The 25,935-nt window shown below is 38.4% G+C and carries 28 protein-coding genes and 1 tRNA gene; 19 read left to right on the top strand and 10 right to left on the bottom strand.

Features of this window, described 5'->3' with window-relative positions; translation table 11 throughout:
- Positions 1 to 63 precede the first annotated feature (63 nt).
- Together KTI79_RS13865 and KTI79_RS13860 are read right to left on the bottom strand one after the other, a co-directional pair.
- Positions 64 to 1,335 carry a sensor histidine kinase gene (locus tag KTI79_RS13865; RefSeq protein ID WP_086265233.1) on the bottom strand — a complete coding sequence of 424 codons (1,272 nt, stop codon included), beginning with the start codon at positions 1,333 to 1,335 and terminating at the stop codon, positions 64 to 66.
- A gap of 521 nt (positions 1,336 to 1,856) precedes the next feature.
- Positions 1,857 to 1,943, bottom strand: a tRNA-Leu gene (locus KTI79_RS13860).
- A 181-nt stretch (positions 1,944 to 2,124) separates the two neighbouring features.
- Here KTI79_RS13860 and queA point away from each other — a divergent pair.
- The 8 genes from queA (at position 2,125) to secF (ending at position 10,664) form a co-directional block, all read left to right on the top strand.
- Complete coding sequence (gene queA, locus KTI79_RS13855; RefSeq protein ID WP_086265234.1) at positions 2,125 to 3,162, top strand: tRNA preQ1(34) S-adenosylmethionine ribosyltransferase-isomerase QueA; 1,038 nt, start codon at positions 2,125 to 2,127, stop codon at positions 3,160 to 3,162.
- 84 nt (positions 3,163 to 3,246) lie between these two features.
- Positions 3,247 to 4,248, top strand: a complete 1,002-nt coding sequence (locus KTI79_RS13850; protein WP_086265235.1) for a hypothetical protein — start codon at positions 3,247 to 3,249, stop codon at positions 4,246 to 4,248.
- Positions 4,249 to 4,340: 92 nt separating this feature from the next.
- Complete coding sequence (locus tag KTI79_RS13845; RefSeq protein WP_086265236.1) at positions 4,341 to 5,369, top strand: hypothetical protein; 1,029 nt, start codon at positions 4,341 to 4,343, stop codon at positions 5,367 to 5,369.
- An 85-nt stretch (positions 5,370 to 5,454) separates the two neighbouring features.
- On the top strand, positions 5,455 to 6,024 hold the full coding sequence (locus KTI79_RS13840; RefSeq protein ID WP_046813346.1) for a LemA family protein: 570 nt from the start codon (positions 5,455 to 5,457) through the stop codon (positions 6,022 to 6,024).
- 152 nt (positions 6,025 to 6,176) lie between these two features.
- A complete protein-coding gene (gene tgt, locus KTI79_RS13835) occupies positions 6,177 to 7,310 on the top strand; it encodes a tRNA guanosine(34) transglycosylase Tgt (RefSeq protein WP_002116306.1) in 1,134 nt (377 codons plus the stop codon).
- Positions 7,311 to 7,407: 97 nt separating this feature from the next.
- Positions 7,408 to 7,737 carry a preprotein translocase subunit YajC gene (gene yajC / locus KTI79_RS13830; protein WP_002116168.1) on the top strand — a complete coding sequence of 110 codons (330 nt, stop codon included), beginning with the start codon at positions 7,408 to 7,410 and terminating at the stop codon, positions 7,735 to 7,737.
- Between the two features lie 51 nt (positions 7,738 to 7,788).
- On the top strand, positions 7,789 to 9,690 hold the full coding sequence (gene secD, locus KTI79_RS13825; protein ID WP_002116237.1) for a protein translocase subunit SecD: 1,902 nt from the start codon (positions 7,789 to 7,791) through the stop codon (positions 9,688 to 9,690).
- 8 nt (positions 9,691 to 9,698) lie between these two features.
- Positions 9,699 to 10,664, top strand: a complete 966-nt coding sequence (gene secF, locus KTI79_RS13820; protein ID WP_025470453.1) for a protein translocase subunit SecF — start codon at positions 9,699 to 9,701, stop codon at positions 10,662 to 10,664.
- 70 nt (positions 10,665 to 10,734) lie between these two features.
- Here the strand turns inward: secF and coaBC are convergent, their stop codons facing one another.
- Positions 10,735 to 11,988, bottom strand: coding sequence for a bifunctional phosphopantothenoylcysteine decarboxylase/phosphopantothenate--cysteine ligase CoaBC (coaBC, locus tag KTI79_RS13815; protein WP_002116235.1), 1,254 nt, complete (start codon positions 11,986 to 11,988; stop codon positions 10,735 to 10,737).
- A 99-nt stretch (positions 11,989 to 12,087) separates the two neighbouring features.
- Between coaBC and radC the strand changes: the two genes are divergently transcribed.
- Positions 12,088 to 12,807, top strand: a complete 720-nt coding sequence (gene radC, locus KTI79_RS13810; protein ID WP_086265237.1) for a RadC family protein — start codon at positions 12,088 to 12,090, stop codon at positions 12,805 to 12,807.
- Positions 12,808 to 12,868: 61 nt separating this feature from the next.
- Positions 12,869 to 13,780: a bestrophin family protein gene (locus KTI79_RS13805; RefSeq protein WP_069141498.1), complete on the top strand. Its 912-nt coding sequence runs from the start codon at positions 12,869 to 12,871 to the stop codon at positions 13,778 to 13,780.
- A gap of 3 nt (positions 13,781 to 13,783) precedes the next feature.
- Here KTI79_RS13805 and KTI79_RS13800 read toward each other — a convergent pair whose 3' ends face one another.
- Positions 13,784 to 14,635 (bottom strand): PHP domain-containing protein, encoded by an 852-nt coding sequence (locus KTI79_RS13800; RefSeq protein WP_086265238.1) that lies wholly within the window; start codon positions 14,633 to 14,635, stop codon positions 13,784 to 13,786.
- Between the two features lie 44 nt (positions 14,636 to 14,679).
- Between KTI79_RS13800 and KTI79_RS13795 the strand changes: the two genes are divergently transcribed.
- Genes KTI79_RS13795 through mnmC form a run of 4 tightly spaced genes read left to right on the top strand, consistent with a single transcriptional unit; the run spans position 14,680 to position 18,004 of the window.
- Positions 14,680 to 15,294 carry a septation protein IspZ gene (locus KTI79_RS13795; RefSeq protein WP_033850634.1) on the top strand — a complete coding sequence of 205 codons (615 nt, stop codon included), beginning with the start codon at positions 14,680 to 14,682 and terminating at the stop codon, positions 15,292 to 15,294.
- A 34-nt stretch (positions 15,295 to 15,328) separates the two neighbouring features.
- Positions 15,329 to 15,631, top strand: coding sequence for a YciI family protein (locus tag KTI79_RS13790; RefSeq protein WP_068612022.1), 303 nt, complete (start codon positions 15,329 to 15,331; stop codon positions 15,629 to 15,631).
- 4 nt (positions 15,632 to 15,635) lie between these two features.
- Positions 15,636 to 16,106, top strand: a complete 471-nt coding sequence (locus KTI79_RS13785; protein ID WP_068612020.1) for a hypothetical protein — start codon at positions 15,636 to 15,638, stop codon at positions 16,104 to 16,106.
- 23 nt (positions 16,107 to 16,129) lie between these two features.
- Complete coding sequence (gene mnmC, locus KTI79_RS13780; RefSeq protein ID WP_086265239.1) at positions 16,130 to 18,004, top strand: FAD-dependent 5-carboxymethylaminomethyl-2-thiouridine(34) oxidoreductase MnmC; 1,875 nt, start codon at positions 16,130 to 16,132, stop codon at positions 18,002 to 18,004.
- A gap of 37 nt (positions 18,005 to 18,041) precedes the next feature.
- On the opposite strand, the gene KTI79_RS13775 is transcribed toward mnmC, so the two are convergent.
- Complete coding sequence (locus tag KTI79_RS13775) at positions 18,042 to 18,356, bottom strand: rhodanese-like domain-containing protein (RefSeq protein ID WP_002116171.1); 315 nt, start codon at positions 18,354 to 18,356, stop codon at positions 18,042 to 18,044.
- Between the two features lie 91 nt (positions 18,357 to 18,447).
- On the opposite strand from KTI79_RS13775, the gene KTI79_RS13770 reads away from it, so the two are divergent.
- From KTI79_RS13770 to KTI79_RS13760, 3 genes are all read left to right on the top strand, one after another.
- Positions 18,448 to 18,936 (top strand): YajQ family cyclic di-GMP-binding protein, encoded by a 489-nt coding sequence (locus tag KTI79_RS13770; RefSeq protein WP_032055429.1) that lies wholly within the window; start codon positions 18,448 to 18,450, stop codon positions 18,934 to 18,936.
- Between the two features lie 34 nt (positions 18,937 to 18,970).
- Positions 18,971 to 19,465 (top strand): DUF4442 domain-containing protein, encoded by a 495-nt coding sequence (locus KTI79_RS13765; protein WP_005804736.1) that lies wholly within the window; start codon positions 18,971 to 18,973, stop codon positions 19,463 to 19,465.
- Positions 19,466 to 19,541: 76 nt separating this feature from the next.
- Positions 19,542 to 20,048, top strand: a complete 507-nt coding sequence (locus tag KTI79_RS13760) for an ester cyclase (RefSeq protein WP_086265240.1) — start codon at positions 19,542 to 19,544, stop codon at positions 20,046 to 20,048.
- A 69-nt stretch (positions 20,049 to 20,117) separates the two neighbouring features.
- On the opposite strand, the gene KTI79_RS13755 is transcribed toward KTI79_RS13760, so the two are convergent.
- Genes KTI79_RS13755 through KTI79_RS13745 form a run of 3 tightly spaced genes read right to left on the bottom strand, consistent with a single transcriptional unit; the run spans position 20,118 to position 21,870 of the window.
- Positions 20,118 to 20,534 (bottom strand): acyl-CoA thioesterase, encoded by a 417-nt coding sequence (locus KTI79_RS13755; RefSeq protein ID WP_002116010.1) that lies wholly within the window; start codon positions 20,532 to 20,534, stop codon positions 20,118 to 20,120.
- Between the two features lies 1 nt (position 20,535).
- Entirely contained in the window at positions 20,536 to 20,973 is a 438-nt protein-coding gene (trxC, locus tag KTI79_RS13750) for a thioredoxin TrxC (RefSeq protein ID WP_005050212.1), read from the bottom strand.
- Complete coding sequence (locus tag KTI79_RS13745; protein ID WP_005064153.1) at positions 20,974 to 21,870, bottom strand: alpha/beta hydrolase; 897 nt, start codon at positions 21,868 to 21,870, stop codon at positions 20,974 to 20,976.
- Positions 21,871 to 22,062: 192 nt separating this feature from the next.
- On the opposite strand from KTI79_RS13745, the gene KTI79_RS13740 reads away from it, so the two are divergent.
- Positions 22,063 to 22,398 carry a TIGR01244 family sulfur transferase gene (locus tag KTI79_RS13740; RefSeq protein WP_002116083.1) on the top strand — a complete coding sequence of 112 codons (336 nt, stop codon included), beginning with the start codon at positions 22,063 to 22,065 and terminating at the stop codon, positions 22,396 to 22,398.
- Positions 22,399 to 22,690: 292 nt separating this feature from the next.
- Here the strand turns inward: KTI79_RS13740 and KTI79_RS13735 are convergent, their stop codons facing one another.
- Positions 22,691 to 24,169 carry an Ig-like domain-containing protein gene (locus KTI79_RS13735; RefSeq protein ID WP_086265241.1) on the bottom strand — a complete coding sequence of 493 codons (1,479 nt, stop codon included), beginning with the start codon at positions 24,167 to 24,169 and terminating at the stop codon, positions 22,691 to 22,693.
- Positions 24,170 to 24,316: 147 nt separating this feature from the next.
- Here KTI79_RS13735 and KTI79_RS13730 point away from each other — a divergent pair, with 147 nt between their 5' ends.
- Complete coding sequence (locus KTI79_RS13730; RefSeq protein WP_086265242.1) at positions 24,317 to 25,690, top strand: dihydrolipoyl dehydrogenase; 1,374 nt, start codon at positions 24,317 to 24,319, stop codon at positions 25,688 to 25,690.
- Between the two features lie 47 nt (positions 25,691 to 25,737).
- Here KTI79_RS13730 and KTI79_RS13725 read toward each other — a convergent pair.
- Positions 25,738 to 25,935 (bottom strand): hypothetical protein (locus KTI79_RS13725; RefSeq protein WP_213034783.1); only part of this gene is annotated, 198 nt, incomplete at its 5' end.

Raw genomic sequence — 25,935 nt, 5'->3', positions numbered from 1 at the left:
AAAGCTCTTTTCCTCGTACTCTGTTTTTAGTTATAGCAGTTCGAGTAGTGGTAGGAAAAGGGATTAGACTAATTTTGCTTCTGATGAAGAATGATGTTCGGTATGTACTTCATGACTTTCTTGAGCTGAAGGTAATAGAACTTTAAATGTCGTTCCTACCCCTTCTTTAGAATCAACAGTAATTTGCCCCTGATTAATCTCGACAAAACGCTTGCAAAGACTCAAACCCAAACCAGCACCTTTTTCCCCTGCAGTGCCTTTAAAGCTAGCAGTAATACGTGGATGGAATAAATTTGCCATTTGTTGTTCGGTCATGCCTAGACCTGTGTCTCGAACAGTAATTTCTACATTTGTATCCGCTTGTTGAGCTTCAATAAAGACTTTGCCTGATCCATCAACATCGGTAAATTTCAGCGCATTTGATACCAAGTTTTGAATTACAGAGGTCATCATATTGATATCGGCGTAGATGTTTAAATCATCCGGAACAGCATTGACCAGTTCAATATTTTTCTTTAAAGCTAAAGTGTGCAATACATCGCAAACGATATTGCTGACTTGTCTAAGTTTAAAGTTAATCGGGTGATAGACAAAACGCCCACCCTCTGCCATCGCCCATGTCAGCAAACTTTCAAGTAAGTTATAGGTCGACTGTGAGGTGTCATATAAATAGTCTGCAATATTTTGAATACTAGATTCATCTAAAGTTTCACGCTCTTTAGCGAGTACCTCAGAAAATCCGAGCAATCCATGAAAAGGCGCACGTAAGTCATGCGAAATAATCGAGAAAAATTTTGTTTTACTCGAATTAAGTGCCACTTGTTGCTCGTATAATTCATTTAACTCTTCGTAGTTAAACTTCAACTCGACTTGTTGCATAAAACTAGAACAATAATCGAGCAATAATTGAATATCATCATCTTCAAAAGTTGACGCATCATCATCGAAAAAGACAGCAAACCCCATTGAGGTTTTATCAGGGTGTAAAAGATGCACGGCCAATGCCCTGCTGCACTCAATATTTAATTCTTTTAAATAGTTGATTAAATTTTGATATGAAGGATGTAAGTGATTAATGGTCTGTTGTTTGGCGAAGCACTGTTTTAAATGCTTTGATGGTTTAAACGAGATTGCCGTCATGCCTTCAGGGCAACGGTGCCAAAAGTAGGGTTCCTGATTAAAAGTCAATAAGGCTTTTTTACAATTCAAAAGACGAAGACTAAACCGGAAAAATTGTTCGATGTAGTTCTGCTCGGCGTTTAATCCAAGCAACAGAGATATCCTACAAGCACTTAACTGCTCAACCTGATTTAGTTCTAAACGTTGGAATGTCATTGCCCGCCTCACAGATTTTGTCGTTTTTGGTCGGAACCGCTCTCAAGAAATGTACTTATAATCATTATGATCTACTACAAACTTTAACACAGTACATTAAAAGAGCAACGATCTTTTCAAAATAGAAATGTGAAGTTTCAATTAAAGGTTTTCAGATACATAAAGTGGGTATGCTTGAGGAAAATACAACAAATATTTGAAGGTAGACAGTTGTATGATGTTAGAAATGCGAGTTCAGAATACCATTAAAGATGGTCAAAAATATTATTTTGAATACGAGGTTAGATTCTTACTCAGTTTCGCTTTTATCAAACGTGTTTGGTATTTAAACAAGAACTTCTTGAGCTTAAAAAATGAAAGATTTTTATAAGCTCTAAATTTATAGCTAGAAATTCGAGTCCGACCCTCGGGATCAAATACTCATTTCATAATTTCTTAAGCTCTATCTACTTTTTATACCCAACAAAAAACCCCTAAGCCGTTAACTTAGGGGTTTTCGTAGAATCATAAGATTCTGAATATGGTCCCGAGGGTCGGACTCGAACCGACACGTCATCTCTGACAGCGGATTTTGAGTCCGCCGCGTCTACCAATTTCACCACCTCGGGAGAGGAAGTATGTTTGTGTTGCGTATATTAGCGCGTTTGTAAAACTTGTCAAACCCTAAGTGAATATTATCGTTCACTTTTAGATCACTTAAACATTTTTCATGATTTAGGCCATAAGCACAGCCATAAAAAAGCGAAAAAGTTTATACTAGGCCCAATTTTTGCGGTGTTTTTTCTAAATATGCAACTGTCTGACTTTTCCTTTGAATTACCTGATGAACTTATTGCCCGTTACCCTCTCGAATCACGTAGTGCTTCGCGGTTGTTGCACCTAGACTCAAAGGGTCAATATCACGATCACATGTTCACAGACATTATCGATCTGTTCGAAGAGGGTGATTTGTTGGTGCTTAATGACACCAAGGTCATGAAAGCTCGACTTAAAGGAAAACGCTCTACAGGCGGTGCGATTGAGATTTTGGTTGAGCGTATGCTGAACCACACTACAGCGTATTGTCATATTAAATCTAGCAACTCACCTAAAGCAGGTGCGGAGCTTTTTGTTGGTGCAGACAATATTCCTGTGATTGTACGTGGCCGTCACGAAAATTTATTTGTGGTTGAGTTTTCACAGCCAATTTTGCCTGTTCTTGAGCAATATGGTCAGTTGCCTATTCCGCCTTACTTTAACCGTGAAGCAGAAGAAATTGACACTGAACGCTATCAAACGGTTTTCCATAATCCTGAAAAAATTGCCAGTGTTGCAGCACCTACTGCGAGCTTGCACTTTGACGAAGAGTTACTAGCAAAGTTAGAGCAAAAAAATGTTCAAAAATCTTTTGTGACTTTACACGTCGGTGCTGGCACATTTATGCCTGTTCGTACTGATGACATTACTAATCATGTCATGCACAGTGAATGGTGTGATGTACCTCAAGAAACCATTGATTTAATTTTGGCGACTAAAGCACGCGGCAATAAAGTAATTGCGATTGGTACAACTGCGACACGTGCTTTAGAAAGTGCAGCTCAAGCTCATGGTGGTAAAATTGCAACTTGGACTGGCGACACGCAAATCTTTATCTATCCAGGTTATGAGTTCTGCATCGTAGACCGTTTAATTACTAACTTCCATTTACCAGAGTCTACTCTACTCATGTTGGTGTCAGCACTTTCAAATCGAGACAACATTTTAGCTGCCTATGAACATGCAGTTAAAAGCCGCTATCGTTTCTTTAGCTATGGTGATGCAATGCTGATTGATAAGCTAGAAGTTTAAAAATTAAAGCTGGGTTAAACCTATAAGTTGATTCGAGATTTAACCCAGCTGATCTAGATACTATTTTAATTAATAAAAAAATTTATGAATCCTATCTTCCAGAAAGTTCGAAATACTTTTGATAATCAAAATACGCACAACAAAATTACTTTAAAAAATATTGAAGCGTTAAGAAATTTACTTAATCAGGAATTACCACCTGAGTTGCTTATTCATTCATTAAAGAATTGGGCAGGCACCCAACAACTTGATATTCGAAATTATATTTTTTGGAATGCTACAATTTTCGCCTTAGTTTGTATGGCATTAGGCTTTTTAATCTCGATTTACTTCTTCCCTTTCGCCATTCTTGCGATCTTTTATGGTTTTTACCATAGAGCGTCAACGGCCGAACTGATTTGCCTACTTCAAGATATCCAAATTTATTATTATGAACATAAATATAATTTCAAATTTGCAACTGAAGATAACCTAACAAAAGAAGGAACATCCGCTTCAGACTTTCCTTTGTTTAAGTTAGGCAATCAACAAAATTCAGTTTTAACTGCAATACACGGCAAGTGGCAAGTAAGAGAAACAATTCATCCCTATAAAATCTTTAGATACCATTATATCAATCGAGAGATGGCTTATAATTCAAAAGGTAAATGGGAACTAAAAGATGTTAGCTATAATTTATACGGCGTCATTTTAGAGAATTTTCCAGTTCGCGGAGTCAGTATTTCAAGTCAACAGAAAAAGGCTTGTCGCTTAGGTGTAGCTTGGGAATCAAGTGATATCCGTTTTAATCAAAAATATCAACAGAGCGGAATTAATGAGTTGGATTTAGTAAAGTTTCTAAGCCCTGACCGTTTGTTATTATTAGAAAAAATGTTGGAAGATTTTCCTGGGGATTTCTATGTACACCCTGAAACATCTGCATTATGTTGGCTCTGTAATGTAAATCTTTTACGCCAGCAAAGTTTATATGGCGCTAGTGTACGCGAGCTTGCCGAATGTCTTACAACACTTTCAATGCCAGAGTTTGAGCAATTTGCAAACACATTGCAGCATTTCATTAATGAAACTCAAATGCCGAAATCATAAAAGTAATTATTTATAACTTATTTCTATTTATCTCATTCAATTTAAAAGATAATCTAAAAATAGCACTTTATGATAATGACCTCATTACTTCCATGCCAATTGATACCTTACAAGAAGCTCTGCATATAAGACGTAAGAAAAATACACAGGTTTTTCGCAATATTGCTCGACTTTGGGATGCTGGACAAAAGTCACAAACAGATCAAGAGCTCTTAAATGCGTTACATCCATGGCGTGAAGATCCTAACCTTCGTTTTGTTAATGTATTACCGTATTTGTTAGGTATTTGCAGTATTACGACTTTATTATTTGGATACTTTTTTCATCCTCATATTCAATATATTTTGATCCTCTTATGGGCATTTTTAACTGGTTTTCTGGCCTATTTGCTCTATGAACCGCAAAAACCTCTAAGCGAAGTCATTCACTATTTAGAAGAACGTATCACTACTTTACGTTATGGATTACGGTTTCAACAGTTACCGGCCTATCTTCCTATTCAATCTCAACCAATTTTAGTCTTAAGCAAATTAAAGCAACACTTTCCACTGTTTAATCGGGGTAATAAATCTAATGAAATTAATCAGTTTGCTTCCACTACGTGGGATGATGGCATTACGGAACATCAAGTTCTGCTGTTCAAATATCACTATGTAAATAATTTACCCATTCTTCAAAATCAAGATAGTGATAAAAAAATAGTTAAAGAGATCCATAGAGATCTATGGGGCGCTTTTATATTTCAAATGCCTGCATTAGGTATTGCTATAAGTAACCAACGTTCTCGTTTTTTTACTCCCTACAGCAGTAAATGGCAAAGTAGCGATATTTTAATTAACCAAGAACTTAATATTTTCGGGGTTAATCAACACCAGTTAGCCAACGAAGTCAGTCCGAGTTTAACTTTAAAATTAAATGATTTTTTTCAGCACTTTAAAGGTGATTTAATTTATCATCATGAAGAGCAAATTTTGTGTTATCTCGGTGAACAAGATCTTTTTCAGACCACCAGCAAGCAAATTGAAATTCATGATGTTTCAACATTACGTGGACACTTACGTACCATGACTATACCGCAATATGAAAAATTTCAGCAATTAATGCTTAATTTAATTAAATAAATCTCTCGTAGCGCTGAACTGGCAACTTATCAAAAAATAAGAAGTTAAAAGGCTCAATGAGAGAATAAAAATAAGAGGAGTGAAAATGACAGGTTTATTTATTTTCTTGGGGATATTCGTCGTACTGATTGTCTGGGGCGTTCACATCCGTAACACCATCGTACGTTACTTTAATGCGACTAAAAGAGCTTGGGCTGAAGTTGCCAATTTCGAGCGTCAAAAAGTAAAGACCTTGGAATCTCTCGAATCAACGCTCAATCAATATACTCAGTTTGAAAAATCGACATTGGAAAAAGTCACTGAATTACGTCAGCAAATTCTTAATTTAAATGTGAATAACACTGATATTTCTCAGCTACAACAGATCGAGAAAATGAGCCAAGAACTTATTCGAAGCTTAAACGTTGTTGTTGAAAATTATCCAGAGCTTAAAGCTGATTCACTCTATAGCAAAATGATGGATGACATTCAGGAACAGAATGAAAATGTTGGTGCAGCAATTAGCATTTTTAACCGCAATGTCGAGCTGTTCAACAACCAGATTGAAGTATTCCCTAATAATCTTATTAACACTTTAACTTTATCCAAGAAAGCGATTCGTCCTTTTAAGGATAATCTTGTTAATGAGAATTTTGACTATAAACCTAATTTTTAATAGGAAGAAAATAGTCTCCAAGTTATCGGAAATTTATCTATTTTATAACCAGCTACATTTAGTAGTAGAACTACGTCGCAGAATCAAGGAAAATAGCCCTCTTTTTAGCAGCGAACTGTTTCTTCGCCTCTGCTCGTGTTCAGGATTTTTAGATGAAGTTTGAAAAATTAGGTCAGTCGGGGCGCGCCCGTCGTGGTCGTTTAACTTTAGAGCATGGTGTTGTTGAAACACCTGTTTTTATGCCAGTGGGGACTTACGGCACAGTCAAAGGCATGTTACCTCGTGACATCGAAGACATTCAGGCACAAATTATTTTAGGAAATACGTTCCATCTATATTTGCGCCCAGGTCTTGAAGTGATTAAAGAACACGGCGGCCTGCATGACTTTATTAAATGGAATAAGCCAATTTTGACTGACTCTGGCGGTTTCCAAGTTTTTAGTCTTGGTGCAATGCGCAAAATCAAAGAGGAAGGTGTTACTTTCCGCTCACCGATTGATGGTTCAAAAGTATTTTTATCTCCTGAAATTTCTATGGAAATTCAGCAGGTCTTGAACTCTGACATCGTGATGATTTTTGATGAATGTACACCTTACCCTGCGACACATGAAGAAGCTCAAAAATCATTGCAGCTTTCTTTACGCTGGGCAAAACGTTGTAAAACCCATCATCATGATGAGCTCAAAAATCACAATGCTCTATTTGGCATTATTCAAGGCGGTATGTATGAAGACTTACGCGATGAGTCTTTAAATGGCCTTTTAGAAATCGGCTTTGACGGTTACGCAATTGGCGGTTTATCGGTAGGTGAACCTAAAGAAGAGATGATCAAAGTTTTAGATTATCTACCAAATAAAATGCCACATGACAAACCACGTTATTTGATGGGCGTTGGTAAACCAGAAGATATCGTTGAAGCAGTGCGCCGTGGTGTCGATATGTTTGACTGTGTAATGCCGACTCGTAATGCTCGAAACGGTCATTATTTTGTCACTGATGGTCTGGTACGTATTCGTAATAGTAAATATCGCCATGATCAGAGCCCGCTCGATCCACATTGCGATTGTTACACTTGTAAGAACTTTACCCGTGCTTATCTATTCCACCTTGAAAAATGTGGAGAAATGTTAGCATCTATGCTCGGTACTATTCATAACTTACGTTATTACCAACGTTTGACTGAAGGTATGCGTGATGCATTAGACAATGGCACATTTGACGAATTTGTTCAGGACTTTTATGCCCGTCGTGGTTTAGAGGTTCCACCATGTCCGGTTGATGAATAAGCTAGATTTGCGCTCAACCTCAAGACAAGGTAAATTGCAAAACGAATTAGGATTATGTCAGTTATCTGACTCATATTTTTAACTTTAGGAAATCAAAATGAGCTTTTTAATTTCTGCTGCTCATGCAGCACCAGCAGCTGGCCCAACTAATGGTATTTTGCCAAACATCTTGATGATTGTCGTATTCGTTGCAATCTTTTATTTCTTAATTTGGCGCCCTCAAGCAAAACGCGCTAAAGAACACCGTTCTTTAATCGAGAGCTTAGGTGTTGGTAGTGAAGTTGTTTTCGCTGGCGGTTTAATGGGCAAAGTAACCAAAATTGAAGGTGACTATGCAGTTGTTGAACTTAGCCGTGGTGTAGAAGTAAAAATTCAGCGTGCCAGCGTAATTTCAGTATTACCTGAAGGCACTCTAAATAACCTTTAATCATAAAACAGTCGTGCTTTAGCACGGCTTTTTCATTTAAGAAGAAAGCGAATGCGTTACCCTGCATGGAAATATTTACTGATTCTGGTTGTTCTGGTAATCAGTACATTATACGCACTGCCGAGTCTATATCCGGATGAGCCCGCTGTTCAAATTTCCGGTGCCAAAGCTGGTACCCAAATTGATCAAAGTGTGGTGAAAAAAGCAGAGCAAATTTTAAAAACAGCAAATATTGCGAGCCATGACAATACTTTTACAAATAATGCTGCCCTATTGCGTGTGAGTTCATCTGAAGCGCAGTTAAAGGCAAAAGAAGTATTACGTCGTGACTTAGGTGATGAATATGTTGTCGCCCTAAACCTTGCACCAACCACACCGGAATGGCTGCAAAAGATTGGGGCAAAACCAATGAAACTTGGTTTGGACTTACGTGGTGGTGTCCACTTCTTGCTTGAAGTAGATATGGACAAAGCCGTTGCCCAACGTATGGAAACCTCTGCCACCGATTTGCGTCGTCAGTTCCGTGAAAACAAGATCAAATTTAATAGTCTTGCATTAACCAATAATGTGATCACTGTTCAATTTGCTGACAATGCTGACCGTGATGCAGCAATGGATTTTTTACGTCGTAATGGGAATGAATATACCCAACAGGCATTAGCAAGCTCTACAGGTTCTACTTTAAAGCTTACTTATACCGATGTACGTCGCCAAGAAATTCAGTCATATGCGGTAAATCAGAACTTAACAACATTACGTAATCGTATTAACGAACTTGGTGTTGCAGAAGCATTGGTACAAAGTCAGGGTAGCAACCGTATTGTTGTTGAATTACCGGGTGTACAAGATACAGCAGAAGCTAAACGTGTTTTAGGACGCACTGCGAACCTCGAATTCCGTTTAGTTTCTGACTTAAATGATCAATATATCGATCCATATACGGGTAAATATAATGGTCAACCTTTACCTCCGGGCACAGAAGTTTTTGCTTATGAGTCTCTAGATAGCGGCCGTCAACTCTTGTTGCAACGTAACCGAATCTTGACTGGTGAGCGTGTTCAAAATGCAAGCTCTGGCTTTAGTCAGGACTCTGGCGGTGCCGAAGTAAATATTACGCTCGACAGTGCTGGCGGTAAGCTGATGTCCGATGCAACCCGTAATGCTGTTGGTAAACGCATGGCGGTATTGTTCATCGAGAACAAGCAAAAAATTAACTATGTCACAGATCCAAAAACTGGTGCACAAACAGAAGTTCGTACGCCATACACTGAGTCTGTAGTCATTAACGCTGCAACAGTTCAAGCTGTTTTAGGTTCGACTTTCCGTATTACCGGTTTAAGTTCTCCTCAAGAAGCATCTGAACTTGCATTAATGCTTCGTGCTGGTGCTTTAGCTGCGCCAATGTACTTTGTTGAAGAGCGTGTAGTAGGTCCAAGCCTTGGTCAAGAAAATATTGATAAAGGTGTATTGTCTACTCAAATCGGCTTCTTGCTCGTTGCAATCTGGATGGTGGTTTTCTTCCGTGTATTCGGTTTAATCGCGAATTTTGCTCTTGTGTTTAACTTGGCAATGATTTTAACCGTAATGTCATGGATTGGAGCTTCTCTGACCTTACCGGGTATTGCTGGTATCGTTATTACCATTGGTATGGCGGTCGATGCGAACGTATTGATATGTGAGCGTATCCGAGAAGAAATGCTCTGGGGGGCCTCACCCAAACAGGCCATTGTGGCCGGTTATGATCGAGCCTATAACACCATTTTTGACTCGAACTTAACCACGTTCCTTGTTGCATTCATCTTGTTTGCAATTGGTACAGGCCCAATCAAAGGTTTCGCCGTGACATTAATGATCGGTATTATTTGTTCGATGTTTACTGCAATTACAGTAACTCGTGCAATCGTACAAATCATTTATGGCAAACGTCGTAATTTGAAAAAGTTGAGCATTTAAGGAGATCGATGATGACTAAAGTGACTCAACAAGATTCAAAACAATATGGTCGTCCGGATGATGCAAAAATCATCCCATTTATGAAGATTGCTAAACCTGCGGCGATCTTCTCGATCCTTATTACTTTGGCGAGTATTTTCTTTATTGCGACTAAAGGTCTTAACCTCGGTTTAGACTTTACAGGTGGTGTTTCAGCTGAGCTTAACTATGCTCAACCAGCCAATCAGTCTGAAGTTATTCAGGCACTCGATAAAGCTGGTTTTAAAGATGCTGTAGTACAAACCTTAGGTAGTAATAAAGACTTACTTGTGCGCATGCCAGTACAAGAAGTTAAGGTTGAAGACCTTAATAATGCGATTACTAAAGCAGTGCAGTTACCAAATAATACTGCCGAAGTTCATAAAGTGGACTCTGTTGGTGGTCAAGTTGGTAACGAACTCTATGTTCGTTCTGCTGGTGCCGTTGCACTTGCACTTATCTTAATGTTGATCTACGTAACCATCCGCTTTGAGTTCAAACTCGCGATGGGTGCCGTAATGTCTTTATTCCACGACATCATCATTATTATTGGTGCTTTTGCATTATTCCAATGGCCATTTGACCTTACAGTGTTAGCTGCAGTACTTGCTGTTATTGGTTTCTCGCTTAACGATAACATTGTAGTGTCAGACCGTATCCGTGAAAATTTCCGGAAAATTCGCGGTGCGACTCCTCGTGAAATCGTTGATATTGCGTTAACTGAGACTTTACGTCGTACCATTCATACATCAATGACGTTATTGCTGGTTGTTCTAGCGATGATGTTCTTAGGTGGCGATGGTCTACACTGGTTCTCTGTGGCAATGTTTGTTGGTGTATTTGTTGGTACTTATTCTTCGATTTATATCGGTACTGCATTTGCATTATGGCGTGGTCTTAACCGCCAAGACTTCATCGTTCAGGTTAAACCTGAATTTGAGGATGAAATTCCTTAAGCTGTCTAAATTAAGACAAATAAAAAAACCGCGATTCATTCGCGGTTTTTTTATTTGATTCAAAAATTATTTATTTACGGCGCAGGGCATCCGAAATTGCTTCAACCAATTGTTGAGAAATTTCTTGCTTAGATGCTTTCTCTAACTCACGCTTTTTCATGTGATAGCTTTCAGCAAAGAAAACTGTCATCGCATTCTCATCAGAAGCAAACCCAATATCAGCACGTGATACATCGTTACAGGCAATCATGTCTAGTTTTTTAGCAACAAGTTTTCCTGCCGCATATTCTTCAACATTCTGCGTTTCGGCGGCAAAGCCCACCATAAATGGACGTTTTTCCTGACCTGCGATTGTCGCCACGATATCTGGATTTTTTACAAGGGAAACATTCAACTCATCCCCTGCTTTCTTAATTTTATGCTCAGCAACTTCTGCTACGCGATAGTCTGCGACTGCGGCAGTTGCAATAAAAATATCGCAGCCTGTTTCTAGAGAACTCATACTGACGTCAAGCATTTGTCGTGCTGAAGCAACATTTACACGTTGAACACCATTTGGCGTATCTAAACTTACAGGTCCAGCAATCAGAGTCACTTGCGCGCCAGCAGCATAACAAGCAGCGGCTAAAGCAAAGCCCATTTTTCCAGTACTATGGTTTGAGATATAACGCACAGGATCAATCGCTTCACGTGTCGGCCCAGCAGTAATAACTACTCGCTTACCTGCCAACAGCCCAAATTTCTCAGCGATGGCACGTTGAGCTTGATGGAAATAGCCTGCAACTTGGCGAGCAATTTCTTCTGGCTCAGGCATACGGCCTAAGCCGACATCACCACAAGCCTGCTCACCCGCATCCGGCATGATCACATGTACGCCATCTTCGACTAAGGTTTGCAAATTACGTTGAGTTGCTTTAGCCGCCCACATTTGCTGGTTCATCGCCGGAGCTACCCAGACAGGAGATTTTGTTGCCAAAAACACCGTGCTGAGTAAATCATCTGCCAAACCATTCGCAAATTTAGCCAATGTGTCACAACTTGCAGGTGCGACTAGTAATAAATCAGCCCAACGTGCTAATTCAATATGTCCCATACCTGCTTCAGCCGCTGGGTCTAGAAGTTCAGTATGAACAGGATTACCAGAAAGAGCCTGAAAAGTTAATGGTGTAATAAATGCCTGCGCACCATGTGTCATCACCACTCGCACGTCAAAGCCATAATCTTTGAGACGGCGGACTAAGATGGCACTTTTATAGGCAGCAATTCCGCCAGTAACAGCTAAAACAATGTTTTTATGAGGAATAACGCTTAGATCAAAGCTCACGAACAGGATACCTTTCTGTTGCAGTGGCGCTCACAATAGCATTAAATACGCGCAGACCCAAGATTGATTGGGCAAACAAAATAAAATTTTAAGCGAATAATGCTGGGGAATATGAATACTTCTATTAAAAATTGGCCTGAACAAGAACGGCCAAGAGAACGGTTATTACAACAAGGTCCACAAAGTCTATCAGATGCTGAGCTACTGGCGATTTTTCTTCGCTCAGGTTCAAGGCAATATTCAGCAGTCGAGTTATCTCGTTTACTCATTCAGCACTTCGGTAACCTTAATGCAGTGTTTGATGCCTCATTTAGTGAGTTAACTCAATTTAATGGCATTGGGGCAACGAAATATTCACAATTGCTGGCAGTCAAAGAACTTGGACGGCGTTATCTCAATCATCACTTCCAGACAAATAATCTCAGCCTCCATTCATCAGATCTAGTGTTGGATTATCTGCGCTATGAACTAAAGGGTGAGAAACAAGAAGTCTTTGCTGTTTTGTGTCTAGATCCAGAACTAAGAAAGCTTCATTTTAAAAAGCTATTCTTTGGTTCAGTTCAGCATTGCGCAGTTTCGGTCAATCAAACCTTACGCTACGCCTTACAGCAACATGCTTGCCAGCTCGTTATTGCACATAATCATCCATTTGGTTCAGCACAACCGTCTTCCGAAGATATTGCCTTAACTCAGCAACTTGAACGGGCTTGTCAGCTTGTCGAAATTCGTCTGCTTGACCACTTTATTATCTCACCTGAAGGGAGCTTTTCCTTTGCTGAACAACAACTGCTCAACCCAACAACAATATCAGTTCAATGATATTGACAAAGTAACACTAAGCCTAGAAGATCAAAACAAAAATAGCGATGTTTAAAATAAAATGATTGTTCGGGAACAGCCTAGTATTTTCAAAGTATTATTCTCTTGGCGAGGCACAATTTTACCCAAAATTTTGCCATCCCTAGGCGTTGTGATGCTGATCTCGGCAATCATTGGTGGAGTCGAATACATCAATCTTTATCGCTTTCCAGAGATTCCTTTGGTTGGCTTCACGCTCATTGGTGTCGTACTTTCTATTTTCCTAGGATTTAAAAATAGTGCATGTTATGACCGTTGGTGGGAGGCCCGAAAATTATGGGGCGTTCTAATTGCAACTTCACGCCATTTTGACCGCGATTGTCGTATTTTAACTCAAGCTCGCCGTGAGCGTGTTATTCAACATGTGATTGTTTTTGCTAATGTATTGCGTGACCGTTTACGTCGTCAGACGGCGAACCCAACTGAGTTAATACAAACCAGTGGTATGAGTCAGCAAGCACTCACTCAACTCTACCAACAAAATAATGCTCCTCAGTACACACTCAGTCTCATTCACTGGGAATTGTTGCAGGCACTTAAAGAAGGTGAAATTTCTGACATCATCTATGCACAAATGAATAAAAATGTTTCAGATTTAAGTGTTGTACAAACTGGCTGTGACCGGATTGCCAATACGCCCATTCCATTTGCCTATTCAGTTTTACTCAACCGCACAGTCTATTTTTTCTGTTTTATGTTGCCTTTTAGTCTTGGGTCATTACTTGGATTAGCAACGCCTTTACTAGTTGGAATTTTGGCATACACATTTTTAGGTCTAGATGCACTAAGCTCTGAAATTGAAGAGCCATTCGGTACGCAAAGTAATGACTTACCCTTAGATGCTATGGTACGTAGTATCGAGATTGAACTTTTAGGGACGCTCGGTAAACCTACTCCACCACCAATTCAAGCTCAGGATAACAACCTACTGTAGAGTTTAAACAAAGCGCTCCCAAATCCCATGCTGCTTATCGGTAGGTTTAGGCGTATTTCCTAGTTTAATCCATGGCATATTTTCACCATGAAAATCACTGCCAATAGAAACCGCCAACTGATATTGTTCAATCATTCGATCAATCATCTGACGAGTAGATAGAGGTTCCATTGGTGGAGGTAACTCAATTGCATCTCCACCTGATGTCGCGAACAATTCAATTAAATAACGAACGTTAGTTGCAGATAAATCATAACGGGTCGGATGTGCTAATACTGCGAAGCCTTTACTTTGATGAATCACATCAATGGTTTCTTTTAAGCCTAATCCTTCAAACTTTACAAAAGCACGTTTTCCTTCTTTTAAGAAACGATCAAATGCTTGTTGAGGACGAGTCACGACACTTTTCTCGACCAATGTTTTAGCAATGTGAGTTCTTGTTACCCTATCCGCCTGATGTTCTACTTTAGCAAGAACATCATCATAAATCTGAAAACCAATACATTTTTCTAATAGCTCACAAATCACTTTAGCTCTTTGCGCTCTAATTCTTTTTTGTTGTTCTAATGCTTCTAAAATTGGTGCTTCATCTTGCATATTTAAAGCAACAATATGTACACCATAACTCTTCTTAGTGCTTGGGCGCGACCACTGACTAGAAATTTCTGTGCCAGAAATAATATTTAAATCATGATCTTGTGCAGCAATTTTTGCACGCTGTAACCCATCCATTGTATCGTGGTCAGTCAAAGCCAACATATGCAAGTTCACATCTATAGCAGCTTGCACCAGCAATTCTGGAGACAAAGTTCCATCAGAAATATTGCTATGTGTATGTAAATCTATGCCTTGCATCTTTTATACTATGCCATTCGCCAAACCTGATCAGATACTCTAACATGAAAGCACTTCTGGACTTTGTTCCATTAATTATTTTCTTCTATTTATATAAAACAGTTGATCCAACTGACACCCAGCATCCTTTACTGAAACTGATCGGGTCTGCTGGTGGTGCCGATAATAATAATATTCTTGTAGCGACTACTGGCTTAATTATTTCAATGCTTGTGGTATATGGTGCCCTATTCGTTTTCCAAAAATTCCGCTTAGACAAACAACAGTGGTTTGTATTGTTTATGACTGTCATTTTTGGTGGTATCACCCTCATGTTAAGTGACGATTTCTATATTCGTCTCAAAGCTGCGATTTTAAATTTAGTTTTCGCAGGCGCATTCTTGATTTCACCTTGGTTTGGTAAAGATCGTAAACCACTCATTCAACGCTTATTTGACCCGATTTTAGATTTGAGTGAAAAAGGTTGGAAAAATCTCAATTTCGCTTGGGCAGCGATGTTTGTCGTGATGTCTTGTCTACATGTTTTCTTCGCATTTTTATTTCACGGTGGAAAATATTGGGGCGAATTTACTGCATTTGGTGACATGATCGTGATGTTTTCATTTATCATTATTCAGTTCATTATTTTACGTAAACATTTTAAGTCACCAGATGCTTAAAATGCTTCCTGATTAATTATAGAGATACGATTACATGCCTTTTTTTGTTCTAAGCTGTACCGATAACGAAGGAACTTTAGAAAAACGCTTGGCAGTACGCCCTCAGCATATCGAACGCTTACAAAAACTCGATGATGAAGGCCGCCTTGTTGCAGCGGGTGCTATGCCAAAAGATCCTAATGATCCGCAAGCAGGCTTCTTTGGTAGCACCATGATTGTTGAATTCGACAGTCGCGAAGCATTAGATGAATGGTTAAAAGAAGAACCGTTTCTTAAAGAAGGCATTTATGCTCACGTTGATGTAAAACCGTTTAATAAAGCATTTCCAAAAGGGTAATCGCATGCAGCTTGCAATCAAAAGCTTTCTTGGCTTGTGTTTGATATGTTCAACTGCTGGAGCAGTTGAACCTGCTGCGACACCAGCAACTCCGTCTCCAAGTGCGCCTTCAACTCAAGCCGCTAAACCAGCTCCAACATCGGCAACTGGAGTCAAAACAGCACCAACTGCAGCACAACCACTTACAGCAGAACAGCTCGCAAAGAATAAGCAACAGCAAGACGCAAAAATCAAAGCTTTAGTTCAAGATCAAGCCTCTCGCTTAAAGCAGTTAGAGCATGCCAATCTTGAAGCATTGGCTCAGAACCAAGAGTTGCAGTTAAAAAATGATAATCTCTCTGTTCAGGTTCAAGTCTTACAAAGCGAACGAAGTGCGCAAATGTTTTTATATGGCGCTGTTACCTTAGCAGGTGGCGTATTGCTAGGTTTCTTTATTGCTAGTTATATTCATACAAAACGTCGACGCCAGTGGTAATCCCAAGCGATCTATTAAATTCAATGAACGTATCAAACCGTATCCAAACAGCAGAGCTGGACTGGGAATTCGTCGATGGTATCGAGATTCCCATTTCTAAACAATTTGGTGATGTCTACTTCTCTAAAGATAATGGCCTACTTGAAACACGACATGTTTTTCTAAATGGTAATGACTTATCAGAACGATTAGCCAATTTAAAAGATTTTGAATATTTCAGTGTAGGAGAAACCGGTTTTGGTACGGGTTTAAATATTCTTGCACTCTGGCAACTTTGGCAGGAAGTCCGTCCTAATAATCAAAGCCATTTACATGCAATTAGCGTGGAAAAATTTCCATTAAGTAAAGCTGATCTTATTCGCGCTTTAAATGTCTGGGATGAACTTAAACCGTTTGCAGAGCAGTTAATTGAACAATATCCCTTGCCTATTGCTGGATGTCATCGTTTAACTTTCCCTAAAGAACGTTTTAGCATCGATCTATGGCTTGGAGATGCGCAAGAGATTTTCCCAAGCATGGCTAAAACTAAAGCTGTGAATGCCTGGTTTTTAGATGGCTTTGCACCATCTTGTAACCCAGACATGTGGGAACAAAATGTTTTAAATAATATTGTCCGTCTTTCAGGTTATGGCACTACATTCGCCTCTTTTAGTGTTGCTGGCATTTTAAAACGTGGACTAAAAGCACATGGTATCGATATTTCTCGTCCACGTGGTTTTGGCCATAAACGAGAAATGCTCAAAGCAGTCTGGAAGCTGCCTGAATCTGATCAGGGTTCCACAGAATTAGGACAAACCCACGCATTGGCTACAGAGCAACAGCATATTGCGATTATAGGGGCTGGTGTAGCAGGTTTAAGCACGGCGTGGGCATTTGCAGCACGTGGCCACCAAGTGACCTTATACGAGCAAACCAATCCGTTATCGGGCGCGTCTGGAAACCCATTGGCATTACTTAATCCGAAACTATGCCCAATTGAACAAAGTCATGAACATCTCATGACCTTAAGTTGGCAACATGCTTTAAATTTTTATAAAAATTTCAAAGCATTCCGCCCGCTTCAAATCCAGCAAATTGCATTAAAAAATGCAGATGAACTTCTTGATTTGGTAAATCAGTATCCAGCTCAAGTTGTTACCAACTCAGCGAACTCACTTGAAACTGATTACTCAAACATATTACTAACTGAGGCTGGCTCTGTCTCACCACATCAATTACGTGATGAAATTTTGCAGCATCCATGTATCAATCTCAAAATTGCTCATGTCACAGCACTTATTTCTTCTGAAAATAAAGTTCAATTGCAAACCAATAATGAAATTATTGCAGAAGCAGACCATGTTGTTGTGTGCTGTGCTCGAGAAAGTGCTGCTTTATTTGACAGCTATCCACAGTTAAAACCAATACGTGGACAAGTCAGCTGGGTTGATAATACATTTGCTCCTCTACCTTTAAATGAAGCGTATAGCTATGGCGGCTATTGCATGCAACTTGATGCTTCACAAATGATTTTAGGTGCGTCTTTCTACCCAAATCGTGAAGATCAAGATGTACTTCCCGAAGACCATGTGCATAACTTTGAATTAATCCACAGTGTATTCCCTGAATATGCTGAAAAGTTACCATTACCTTCGACATGGCAAGGCCGTGCATCTATACGGGCTCAAAGCTTGGATTATTTTCCTCTGGTTGGAAAAATGCAGGAGAATAGCCGAATTGCTACTTTTGCTGGGCTTGGCTCTAAAGGCTTCTTATTTGCACCCCTGTGCAGTGAAATCTTAGTTGCTCAAATATTAGGAGAAGCTTGCCCGGTACCGGACCGCCTATTACAAAAATTGAATCCTCAACGGTTTCAAAAGAAAGTGAAACCTAAAAAGCCTTATTTTAAACCGCAATAATTCACTTCAATAAAAAAGCACCCGAAGGTGCTTTTTTTTATGCGCCCTGCTCTAGAGGCAAGCCGGCATCACGAGCTGCACGTGTCCCGCCCATCAGCACGACATATTCACGCGAGGCATCCAATCCTTCTAGTTTCTCAGCTGCACGAGGAGCTTTGCTACCACCACCACATAAAATATAAATCGGCTGACCCGCAGAGACCTGGTTCAAAATATCAGCATTCAAATCATTAATTGGGCGATTCACCGCACCTTTAACATGCCCTTCTGCATAAGCATTAGTATCACGGACATCCCAGATAACAGCATTTTCTGGGAACTCAAATGTTGTAATTTCTTGTTTACGGATCATTGTGCACTCCTTTGATGTAAACAACACTTGGCAAATGAAGAAAACCCTCTTAGCATCTCAAATATTCTTTCCCTTTGTAAAGGTCTAAACTATGCCTTCTTTCGATATTGTCTCTGAATTAGAGTTATTTGAAGTTAATCATGCTGTACAAAACACACAAAAAGAGATTGCCACACGCTTTGACTTTCGTGGTCACGATGTTTCTATCGAATTAAATGAAAAAAATAAAGAAATCAAAATCAGTACCGAAAGTGATTTCCAGTGTGAACAAGTTTATAACATGTTAGAAAATCATTTTTATAAACGAAAAATTGATGTTCAAGCACTTGATCCACAAAAAGCCTCTGCTTCAGGCAAAAATTTTGTACAAGTCATTAAACTTAAAGACGGTCTTGACTCTGATACTGCAAAAAAAATTAATAAAGCCATTAAAGAAAGTGGTGTTAAAGTGCAATCTTCTATTCAAGGCGACAAAATTCGTGTAACTGATAAAAAGCGTGACACTTTACAACAAGTTATGACTTTTTTACGTGAACAACAATTCGGTGTGCCATTACAGTTTAATAACTTTAAAGATTAATATCTTGTCGGCCATTTAAAGCTAAGGTAATCCCATGTCTCAATCCAACCGTCTATCAAAACTGGTAAAAGCAACTTCAAAATTCCCTAAAGGTATTCGGAGCACGCTTTGGAGCAAGGCGTTTGGTCGTATCGTGCCAATGGTGGGTACAGCAAACATCCGCTATCTGGAAGTAGACTCAAACCACGTTACTGTCCGTTTAGATAACCAAAAAAATATGCAGAATCATATTAAAGGCGTCCACGCTGCGGCTATGGCGCTTTTAGCAGAAACTGCAACGGGTTTTCTAACCGGTTTACATATTCCTGATAATCGAATTTTATTAATCAAATCATTACATGTAGATTATTTAAAAGTGGTTGAAGGCGGTTTGACTGCTACAGCGACATTGTCTGCTGAACAACAAAAGTTTATTGCAGATAATGAGAAAGGTGAACTTGTGATTCCTGTTACTGTGATTGATGACGCAGGCAATGAGCCAATTCAATGTCAAATGCTGTGGGCATGGTTACCTAAACGTAAGAAATAATAACTAATCTAAAGTATTTTTAGATGGTTATTTACCTCAAGATATAAAACTAATATTTTATATCTTGAGGTTAAAAATGAAAAAAATACTAATTCTTTCCTCTTTATTTACCAGTTTAATATTTACAACAATAAGTTCTCACGCGACTGAACCTCACATTAAAGCCAGTAAAGTAACTTCGGCTAAATCAGAAGCTCTTGATAAAGTAAGTGCTCAAAACAAAAGAATAGTGACCGACTTTTATGAAGGTGTCTTTTTAAAACATAAAGTCAAAGAATATGCAGACCGCTATATTGGTCAACAATACATTCAGCACAATCCTAATGTTCCAGATGGGAAAGCGCCTTTTGTTAATTTCTTCACTGAAAAATTCCAAAAGAATCCGCAAGCTAAAAATGAGATTAAACGTGCAATTGCTGAAGGTAATCTTGTCGTTTTACATGTTCATTCCACTGAAAACGAAAAAGACAGAGGAAGAGCGATTGTTGATATATTCCGTGTCGAAAATGGAAAAATCGTAGAGCATTGGGATGTGATACAAAATATTCCTGAGCAAAGCAAAAATACAAATACGATGTTTTAATTTCTAAAAAATAGTTTTTCTTTTGAATAAAATTAAAGCCTGAATACGTATATTCAGGCTTTCTAATTCTTATTGAGTTTCTAAAAACTTTTGTTTCGCTTCTTCAGGTATTTGACGCTTATTACCTTTTACATCTACTGCTACGAAGGTAAACACTCCCTCTGTAATGCGTATTGGCTCACGAGAGTCATCATGACTATCCCAAACTTCAATTTGCATCTGAATAGAAGTATTTCCAACTTTTAAGATTTTGGTATAGCAACTAATGACAAAGCCAACTTTTACCGGAACCAAAAAGGTCATTTGATTAATAGAAATCGTAGCACAGCGACCACGACTGAAACGTTCTGCGTGAATTGCTCCAGCCAAGTCCATTTGTGACACAATCCATCCACCAAATACATCACCACTCCAGTTTGTATCTGCTGGCATGGCAATCGTTTGTAAGGATAAAATTCCTTCTGGTTTGGTATAAGCTTCTGACACCTTAGCTCCCGAAATTCGTTTGAAGTTGTTGATCGAGCCACTGTTGCAATTCAGGCGCACGTAATGCCCCGCTAATACGCGCGACCTCTGTCGTTTTATTCATTAAGACAAGTGTCGGAATACTTCTCACATGAAAAGCTTGGCTCAAGCGAGGAGATTCTTCGGTATTAATCTTGGCAAAGATAACGCCTGGATTTTGTTTTGCGACCTGCGCAAAATGTGGAGCCATCATTTTACAAGGTCCGCACCATTCTGCCCATAAGTCTATAAGAATAGGTAAATCACTATTCGTGATGTAGTTACTAAAATTCTGCTCATTTAGCTCAATTGGTGCAAGCGGTAGTAATGGCTGATGACATTGCCCACAACTTGGTTGCTCCGGAAGTTTTTCTTCTGGAACTCGGTTTTTAGCACCACACGATGCACATACAATAATCATTTACATCACTCCTATATGCTGATGTAAAAATTCTAATTGGGTTGTCACTGCTTTTTCAAACCATGAACCGTGATAGATATCAAAATGTTTCATATCCCATTCATGATAACTCACAAAAGGCGCAATATTTGTGGCAGCTTCACGGCTTGACTCAATAGGAATAAGTGAATCTTTTTGGGCTGCAATAAATAAAACTGGAATATTAATCTGACGTACAACCTGAATTGGACGGTATCGCATCAAATTAAAAAAGACGCGAGCAGGGACTTCCCCGCTCCAATAATAATCAGGATTTACAATCGATAAATAGCCATAATAACTATCTGCTGTAGGCATAAAGCATAAGTTATGTTGATCAACAACAGGTAATCTCTTTGGATTAAGCCCCATCTTTGATCCCATATAATCCTGACTTGATAGCTTCAATGCTTGAGGATAGCGCTGCAAAGGATAGAGCTTGGCAGTTTCAGCGCCATCTACATAGGGAATTTGTACTAAAACTGCTTGAATATTCTTTAACTCAGAAGCTAGGCTTAGCGCATATCCCCCACTTAAAGAAGTTCCCCAAAGCACAATCCTTCGGTTATCTACAAGTTTACAAGTCGAAGCATATTGAATCACTGTCTTCCAATCTTCTAATTGTGAATTGATGGAGACCATTTCTCTAGGCTTGCCAGTACTGCCGCCCCAATATCTGTAATCAAATAAAATAACAGCGTAACCTGCTTGAGCAAATCGCTGGGCATACTGAATAAGTTTAAATTGACGCAATCCGGCAAAACCATGCGCCATGATAATTACCGCAGATTTATTATTTGTTTTTGGAATATAAAAGTCAGCTGCGATCATTTCCTGATCACATGGAACATATAAAGGCTCAACCGTATAAGCGTGCATATGTGCTCCGTGGCATTATGGTCGAAGTAATGAATTTACAAAAAACATCCTGATCGCCTTTTAAAAATCTAGAGCTGTTCTATGACATAAGTTTTATCTATGTAGGAACAACATTTTAGTGTCTTGTATCTCAGGTTAAGCTTAATGCTATGATACAGCATAAGAGGTTTTGTTAAATTTTGGAGTGACGAAATGTCAGATAATGTTGGTTTCGCAGGTCAAATTGGTCCAGAACACGTTGGCCAAGTTGTAGAAAAAGGATTTAAATCTATTATTAATAACCGACCAGATATGGAAGGCGGCCCAGAACAACCTACAAGCGCTCAGATTGAAGAAGCAGCACGTCAAGTAGGCTTAGACTATGTCTATCAACCTGTTGTAGCTGGACAAATTACTGAGCTAGATGTACGTACTTTTGCCAATCATTATAATGAATTGCCAAAACCTGTGCTGATGTTCTGCCGTACAGGAAACCGTTCAAATAATTTATATCAATTAGCAAAACAAATGGATTTGTTAGACGACTAAATTTAAGAAATTAATTCTCTTGAAAACCCTATTTCTTATTTCAAGTAGGGTTTTTGATAAATTATTTTGCATATCTCTGCATGAACTCAACAGAACTAAAAATAATATTAATTTAGAGTATTCATATCTTTTGATTCATTTATTAATTTTTCTATGAATAAATTTATATTCGTTCTTTTAAGCTGTTTAATCGTTAGCGCATGCTCCTCGATGCAAGTACGACCGACAGTAGGTGTAACTATGGGTACACGCATTTAAAAAAGAAGCAGCTTACATGCTGCTTCTTTTTATATTACTTACCATTTGCACAATTTGGATCTATTCCATATGGGCTTAATATATTCGGGGCAATACCATCACTAACAGTGACATCCTTTTTCAAATAATCTAACGTAAGAGATGTAGACCCTTTAATTAAAGTTCCCGAAACTGTAGATTTAGCCGTTAGCTGAACAGTTAACCACGATGCATATATTTTAGGATATTGAATCTTAAGGTCAAAGCGTCCGTTCCCGTCTGTTGTATATTTATTATTGGTTGCAGCAGTACCAGCATTATTAATATACGATACAACTTGAACTGTAGAATTTTCTTTAAGCGGCTTTAATTGATTAATAACCTCACCATTAACATTTACCGCTTGAACCGGTGAAGTACATGCGACTCTGATAGCAGGAAGATATTCATCAGGTTTACCGTCCACAGGATTAGAGGTGTCAAAAAAATCAAATGCTCCTTTATAATAGGCAAGAGCATTAACTCCCATAACTACATCTTGATTTGGTATCGGCTTACCATCTACATCAGTTACTTGTACTGAGATATTTTTATAGTAATAGACTCCATCCGTTGTATCTTCCATAGTTGTCGGATTATATGCTACAGCAATTGCACCTACTGCTACTGGCACATCAGAATTAACAACATCAAGTTTATAGGTATAAATTTTTGTTGATTGTCCAAAGTTAGCTTCTAAAACAAGATCATCTGTTACAAATTGAGCAGCACTATATGATGAGGATCTTTGATTTTCATTAAAAGATAAAGTATAGGTGATCTGGCCATTTGCATCAGTTTGAGTTGCATTTGGTGTAAATCTAACACCGTTTGAGACTGAGTTTTTAACTTTAAGTGTGATCGCTTGATTTGCTAAAGTTGCACCATTTGCATCTACAGCTGTTAATGTAATAGTTGTCTGATCACCTCTAACATTTAAAGAGGTCTTTGTAGCATCAAACAACACGATACTTGTGGTATCAGCTTCAGCGCTACTATTATTTCCTGTAACCGTTACAGTCTGTTCCTGAGTAAGCGTACCATTATTTGTAGAAGCAACTAATTTAAAACCATTTTTCACCAACTCATTTATCGAACTCGATGTTTTTGGTGTTTTTATAATATAAACAGTATTACCCGCCGCATCTGTAGTTTGAGTTGATACACCCTCTATAGATAAATTATTTGTTGGATCCTCTAATTTCAAACTAACTTTAGTACCAGCCACACCACCTTTATTTATATCTAGAGCTCTTACAGTAACAGTTAGAGTATCATTCGTCGCTGCAACTGATAATTTATCTAATTCTATCTTTAAAGCTGTAGCAGTGGCCTGCTGCGATCCACTGTTATTACTTCCAGATGATGAGTTACTATTTGATGAGCTATTTTGATAATAACCATCACTACCTCCCCCACCACAACTTGCTAACATAATTGATACAGCAATAGCTGACAACTTCAAGGTAAGTTGTTTTTTATACATACTTTTCATTTCCCCAATCTTTCCTAAAGGTATAAGATTTTTTAATTATTTATATTATTAGTGTAATCATATTCACCTTACTCTGTAAACATAAATTACATTATGTTTTATTATGTAACTTATTAAATGGAAAATTTATAGATACTGGGATTTATAATGTTCGATATCATTATTATTGGCGCAGGTACTGCTGGTATTAGCGCATATAAAGAAGCCGTTAAACATACTAATAATATTTTAATTATAAATGATGGACCATGGGATACCACTTGTGCTCGCGTAGGCTGTATGCCAAGTAAAGTCCTCATTTCAACAGCCAACCGCATGTTTGATATTCAAAATGCTCAAGAAGTTGCTTTAGACGTATCTGCAAAGATTAATACAGATCAAGTGATGCAACATGTGCAGACCTTACGTGACCGATTTACGCAAGCAACTTTAAAAGATGTAGAGCAATGGCCAACTGAGCATAAAATTTCTGGCAAAGCACATTTTATTGATACCCAAACTGTAGAAGTTAACGGTAAACAATATCAATCAAAAAGTTTTATTTTGGCGGTTGGTTCTACTCCTAGTTATGATCAAACTTGGAAGCAAGAACTAGAGCATCGGCTTATAACCACAGATCAAATATTTGAATTAGAAACACTTCCTAAATCCATTGCTGTAATTGGTAGCGGTGTAATTGCTCTTGAGATTGCCCAAGCTATGCATCGGTTAGGGGTAAAAACTACAATCTTTGCTCGTAGTAAACGAATTGGGATATTGACTAGTTCTAGACTTCAACAGCTTGCTCAAGAAGAGCTAGGAAAAGAGTTAACAATACTATTCGAAACATTGCCAAGTGAGGTTAAAGTCAGTGAGGAAAGTGTTTTATTAAACTATAAACTTGATGGAACAGAGAAAACTCTCAAAGTTGAATATGTTTTAGCTGCAACAGGGCGTACAAGCTTACTCAATACTTTAAAACTAGAAAATATTGATAATTCATTCAAAGATATTAAGTTATTACCTATAAATGCAAAAACCAAGCAATTAGATACATATCCAATTTTTGTTGTCGGTGACGCTTACACCTCAACGCCACTACAACATGAAGCAGCACATGAAGGTAAAAAAGTTGTTTATAACTGTTTAAATTATCCACAGGTAAACTCAGTTAAGACACTTACGCCATTGGGAATTGTCTTTAGTCATCCTGAAATGGCGATCGTAGGTCAAAGTTATAAGCAATTAAAAGATGAAGGTATAGATTTTATTATAGGCGAGGCCTCTTATGAACGACAAGGAAGAGCTATAGTTCTTGGAAAAAATAAAGGTGCTATTGAAGTTTATATTGAACGGGAAAGCCAAAAACTTTTAGGTGCTGAGCTATTTACAGAAGCAACTGAACATATGGCCCATTTATTAAGCTGGATAATCGGTGAAGAATTAACGCTAAATGATATTATAGAGAAACCCTTTTATCACCCGACTTTAGAAGAAGGTCTTCGAACTGCTCTAAAACATGCCCGTAGACAGTTAAAATAATAGCTTATAGAAGAACCTTTTATCAATTAAAATTAGCTCTTCTATATTTAACCAGTTTCTTCTAACTGATTACATTTTCGTTCTACGTTTTTCTGTATAAAATCAATTTTAATATTTAAAGAATGTAGGAATAAATTCCACACAATAAAAAAACACCCCCATTCATTGGAATGGGGGTGTTTAGAATAATGAGCTGGCGATGACTTACTCTCACATGGGTAACCCCACACTACCATCAGCGCTAA

The sequence above is a fragment of the Acinetobacter sp. WU_MDCI_Abxd143 genome, from assembly GCF_025514195.1.
GTDB classification, from domain to species: domain Bacteria; phylum Pseudomonadota; class Gammaproteobacteria; order Pseudomonadales; family Moraxellaceae; genus Acinetobacter; species Acinetobacter pittii_H.
Note: the sequence above shows the minus strand (reverse complement) of the source record. Positions and strands in the feature narration are given on the sequence as shown.

Coding starts and splice junctions, on each gene's coding strand:
- secD (WP_002116237.1), top strand. CDS start 7,789: ATGCGTTACCCTGCATGGAAATATTTACTGATTCTGGTTGTTCTGGTA.
- KTI79_RS13765 (WP_005804736.1), top strand. CDS start 18,971: ATGTCTCAATCCAACCGTCTATCAAAACTGGTAAAAGCAACTTCAAAA.
- KTI79_RS13735 (WP_086265241.1), bottom strand. CDS start 24,169: ATGAAAAGTATGTATAAAAAACAACTTACCTTGAAGTTGTCAGCTATT.
- KTI79_RS13745 (WP_005064153.1), bottom strand. CDS start 21,870: ATGCACGCTTATACGGTTGAGCCTTTATATGTTCCATGTGATCAGGAA.
- KTI79_RS13730 (WP_086265242.1), top strand. CDS start 24,317: ATGTTCGATATCATTATTATTGGCGCAGGTACTGCTGGTATTAGCGCA.
- KTI79_RS13800 (WP_086265238.1), bottom strand. CDS start 14,635: ATGCAAGGCATAGATTTACATACACATAGCAATATTTCTGATGGAACT.
- KTI79_RS13845 (WP_086265236.1), top strand. CDS start 4,341: ATGCCAATTGATACCTTACAAGAAGCTCTGCATATAAGACGTAAGAAA.
- KTI79_RS13865 (WP_086265233.1), bottom strand. CDS start 1,335: ATGACATTCCAACGTTTAGAACTAAATCAGGTTGAGCAGTTAAGTGCT.
- yajC (WP_002116168.1), top strand. CDS start 7,408: ATGAGCTTTTTAATTTCTGCTGCTCATGCAGCACCAGCAGCTGGCCCA.
- KTI79_RS13790 (WP_068612022.1), top strand. CDS start 15,329: ATGCCTTTTTTTGTTCTAAGCTGTACCGATAACGAAGGAACTTTAGAA.
- KTI79_RS13805 (WP_069141498.1), top strand. CDS start 12,869: ATGATTGTTCGGGAACAGCCTAGTATTTTCAAAGTATTATTCTCTTGG.
- KTI79_RS13785 (WP_068612020.1), top strand. CDS start 15,636: ATGCAGCTTGCAATCAAAAGCTTTCTTGGCTTGTGTTTGATATGTTCA.
- KTI79_RS13840 (WP_046813346.1), top strand. CDS start 5,455: ATGACAGGTTTATTTATTTTCTTGGGGATATTCGTCGTACTGATTGTC.
- queA (WP_086265234.1), top strand. CDS start 2,125: ATGCAACTGTCTGACTTTTCCTTTGAATTACCTGATGAACTTATTGCC.
- KTI79_RS13850 (WP_086265235.1), top strand. CDS start 3,247: ATGAATCCTATCTTCCAGAAAGTTCGAAATACTTTTGATAATCAAAAT.
- radC (WP_086265237.1), top strand. CDS start 12,088: ATGCTGGGGAATATGAATACTTCTATTAAAAATTGGCCTGAACAAGAA.
- KTI79_RS13770 (WP_032055429.1), top strand. CDS start 18,448: ATGCCTTCTTTCGATATTGTCTCTGAATTAGAGTTATTTGAAGTTAAT.
- trxC (WP_005050212.1), bottom strand. CDS start 20,973: ATGATTATTGTATGTGCATCGTGTGGTGCTAAAAACCGAGTTCCAGAA.
- tgt (WP_002116306.1), top strand. CDS start 6,177: ATGAAGTTTGAAAAATTAGGTCAGTCGGGGCGCGCCCGTCGTGGTCGT.
- KTI79_RS13760 (WP_086265240.1), top strand. CDS start 19,542: ATGAAAAAAATACTAATTCTTTCCTCTTTATTTACCAGTTTAATATTT.
- mnmC (WP_086265239.1), top strand. CDS start 16,130: ATGAACGTATCAAACCGTATCCAAACAGCAGAGCTGGACTGGGAATTC.
- KTI79_RS13775 (WP_002116171.1), bottom strand. CDS start 18,356: ATGATCCGTAAACAAGAAATTACAACATTTGAGTTCCCAGAAAATGCT.
- KTI79_RS13795 (WP_033850634.1), top strand. CDS start 14,680: ATGAAAGCACTTCTGGACTTTGTTCCATTAATTATTTTCTTCTATTTA.
- secF (WP_025470453.1), top strand. CDS start 9,699: ATGATGACTAAAGTGACTCAACAAGATTCAAAACAATATGGTCGTCCG.
- KTI79_RS13740 (WP_002116083.1), top strand. CDS start 22,063: ATGTCAGATAATGTTGGTTTCGCAGGTCAAATTGGTCCAGAACACGTT.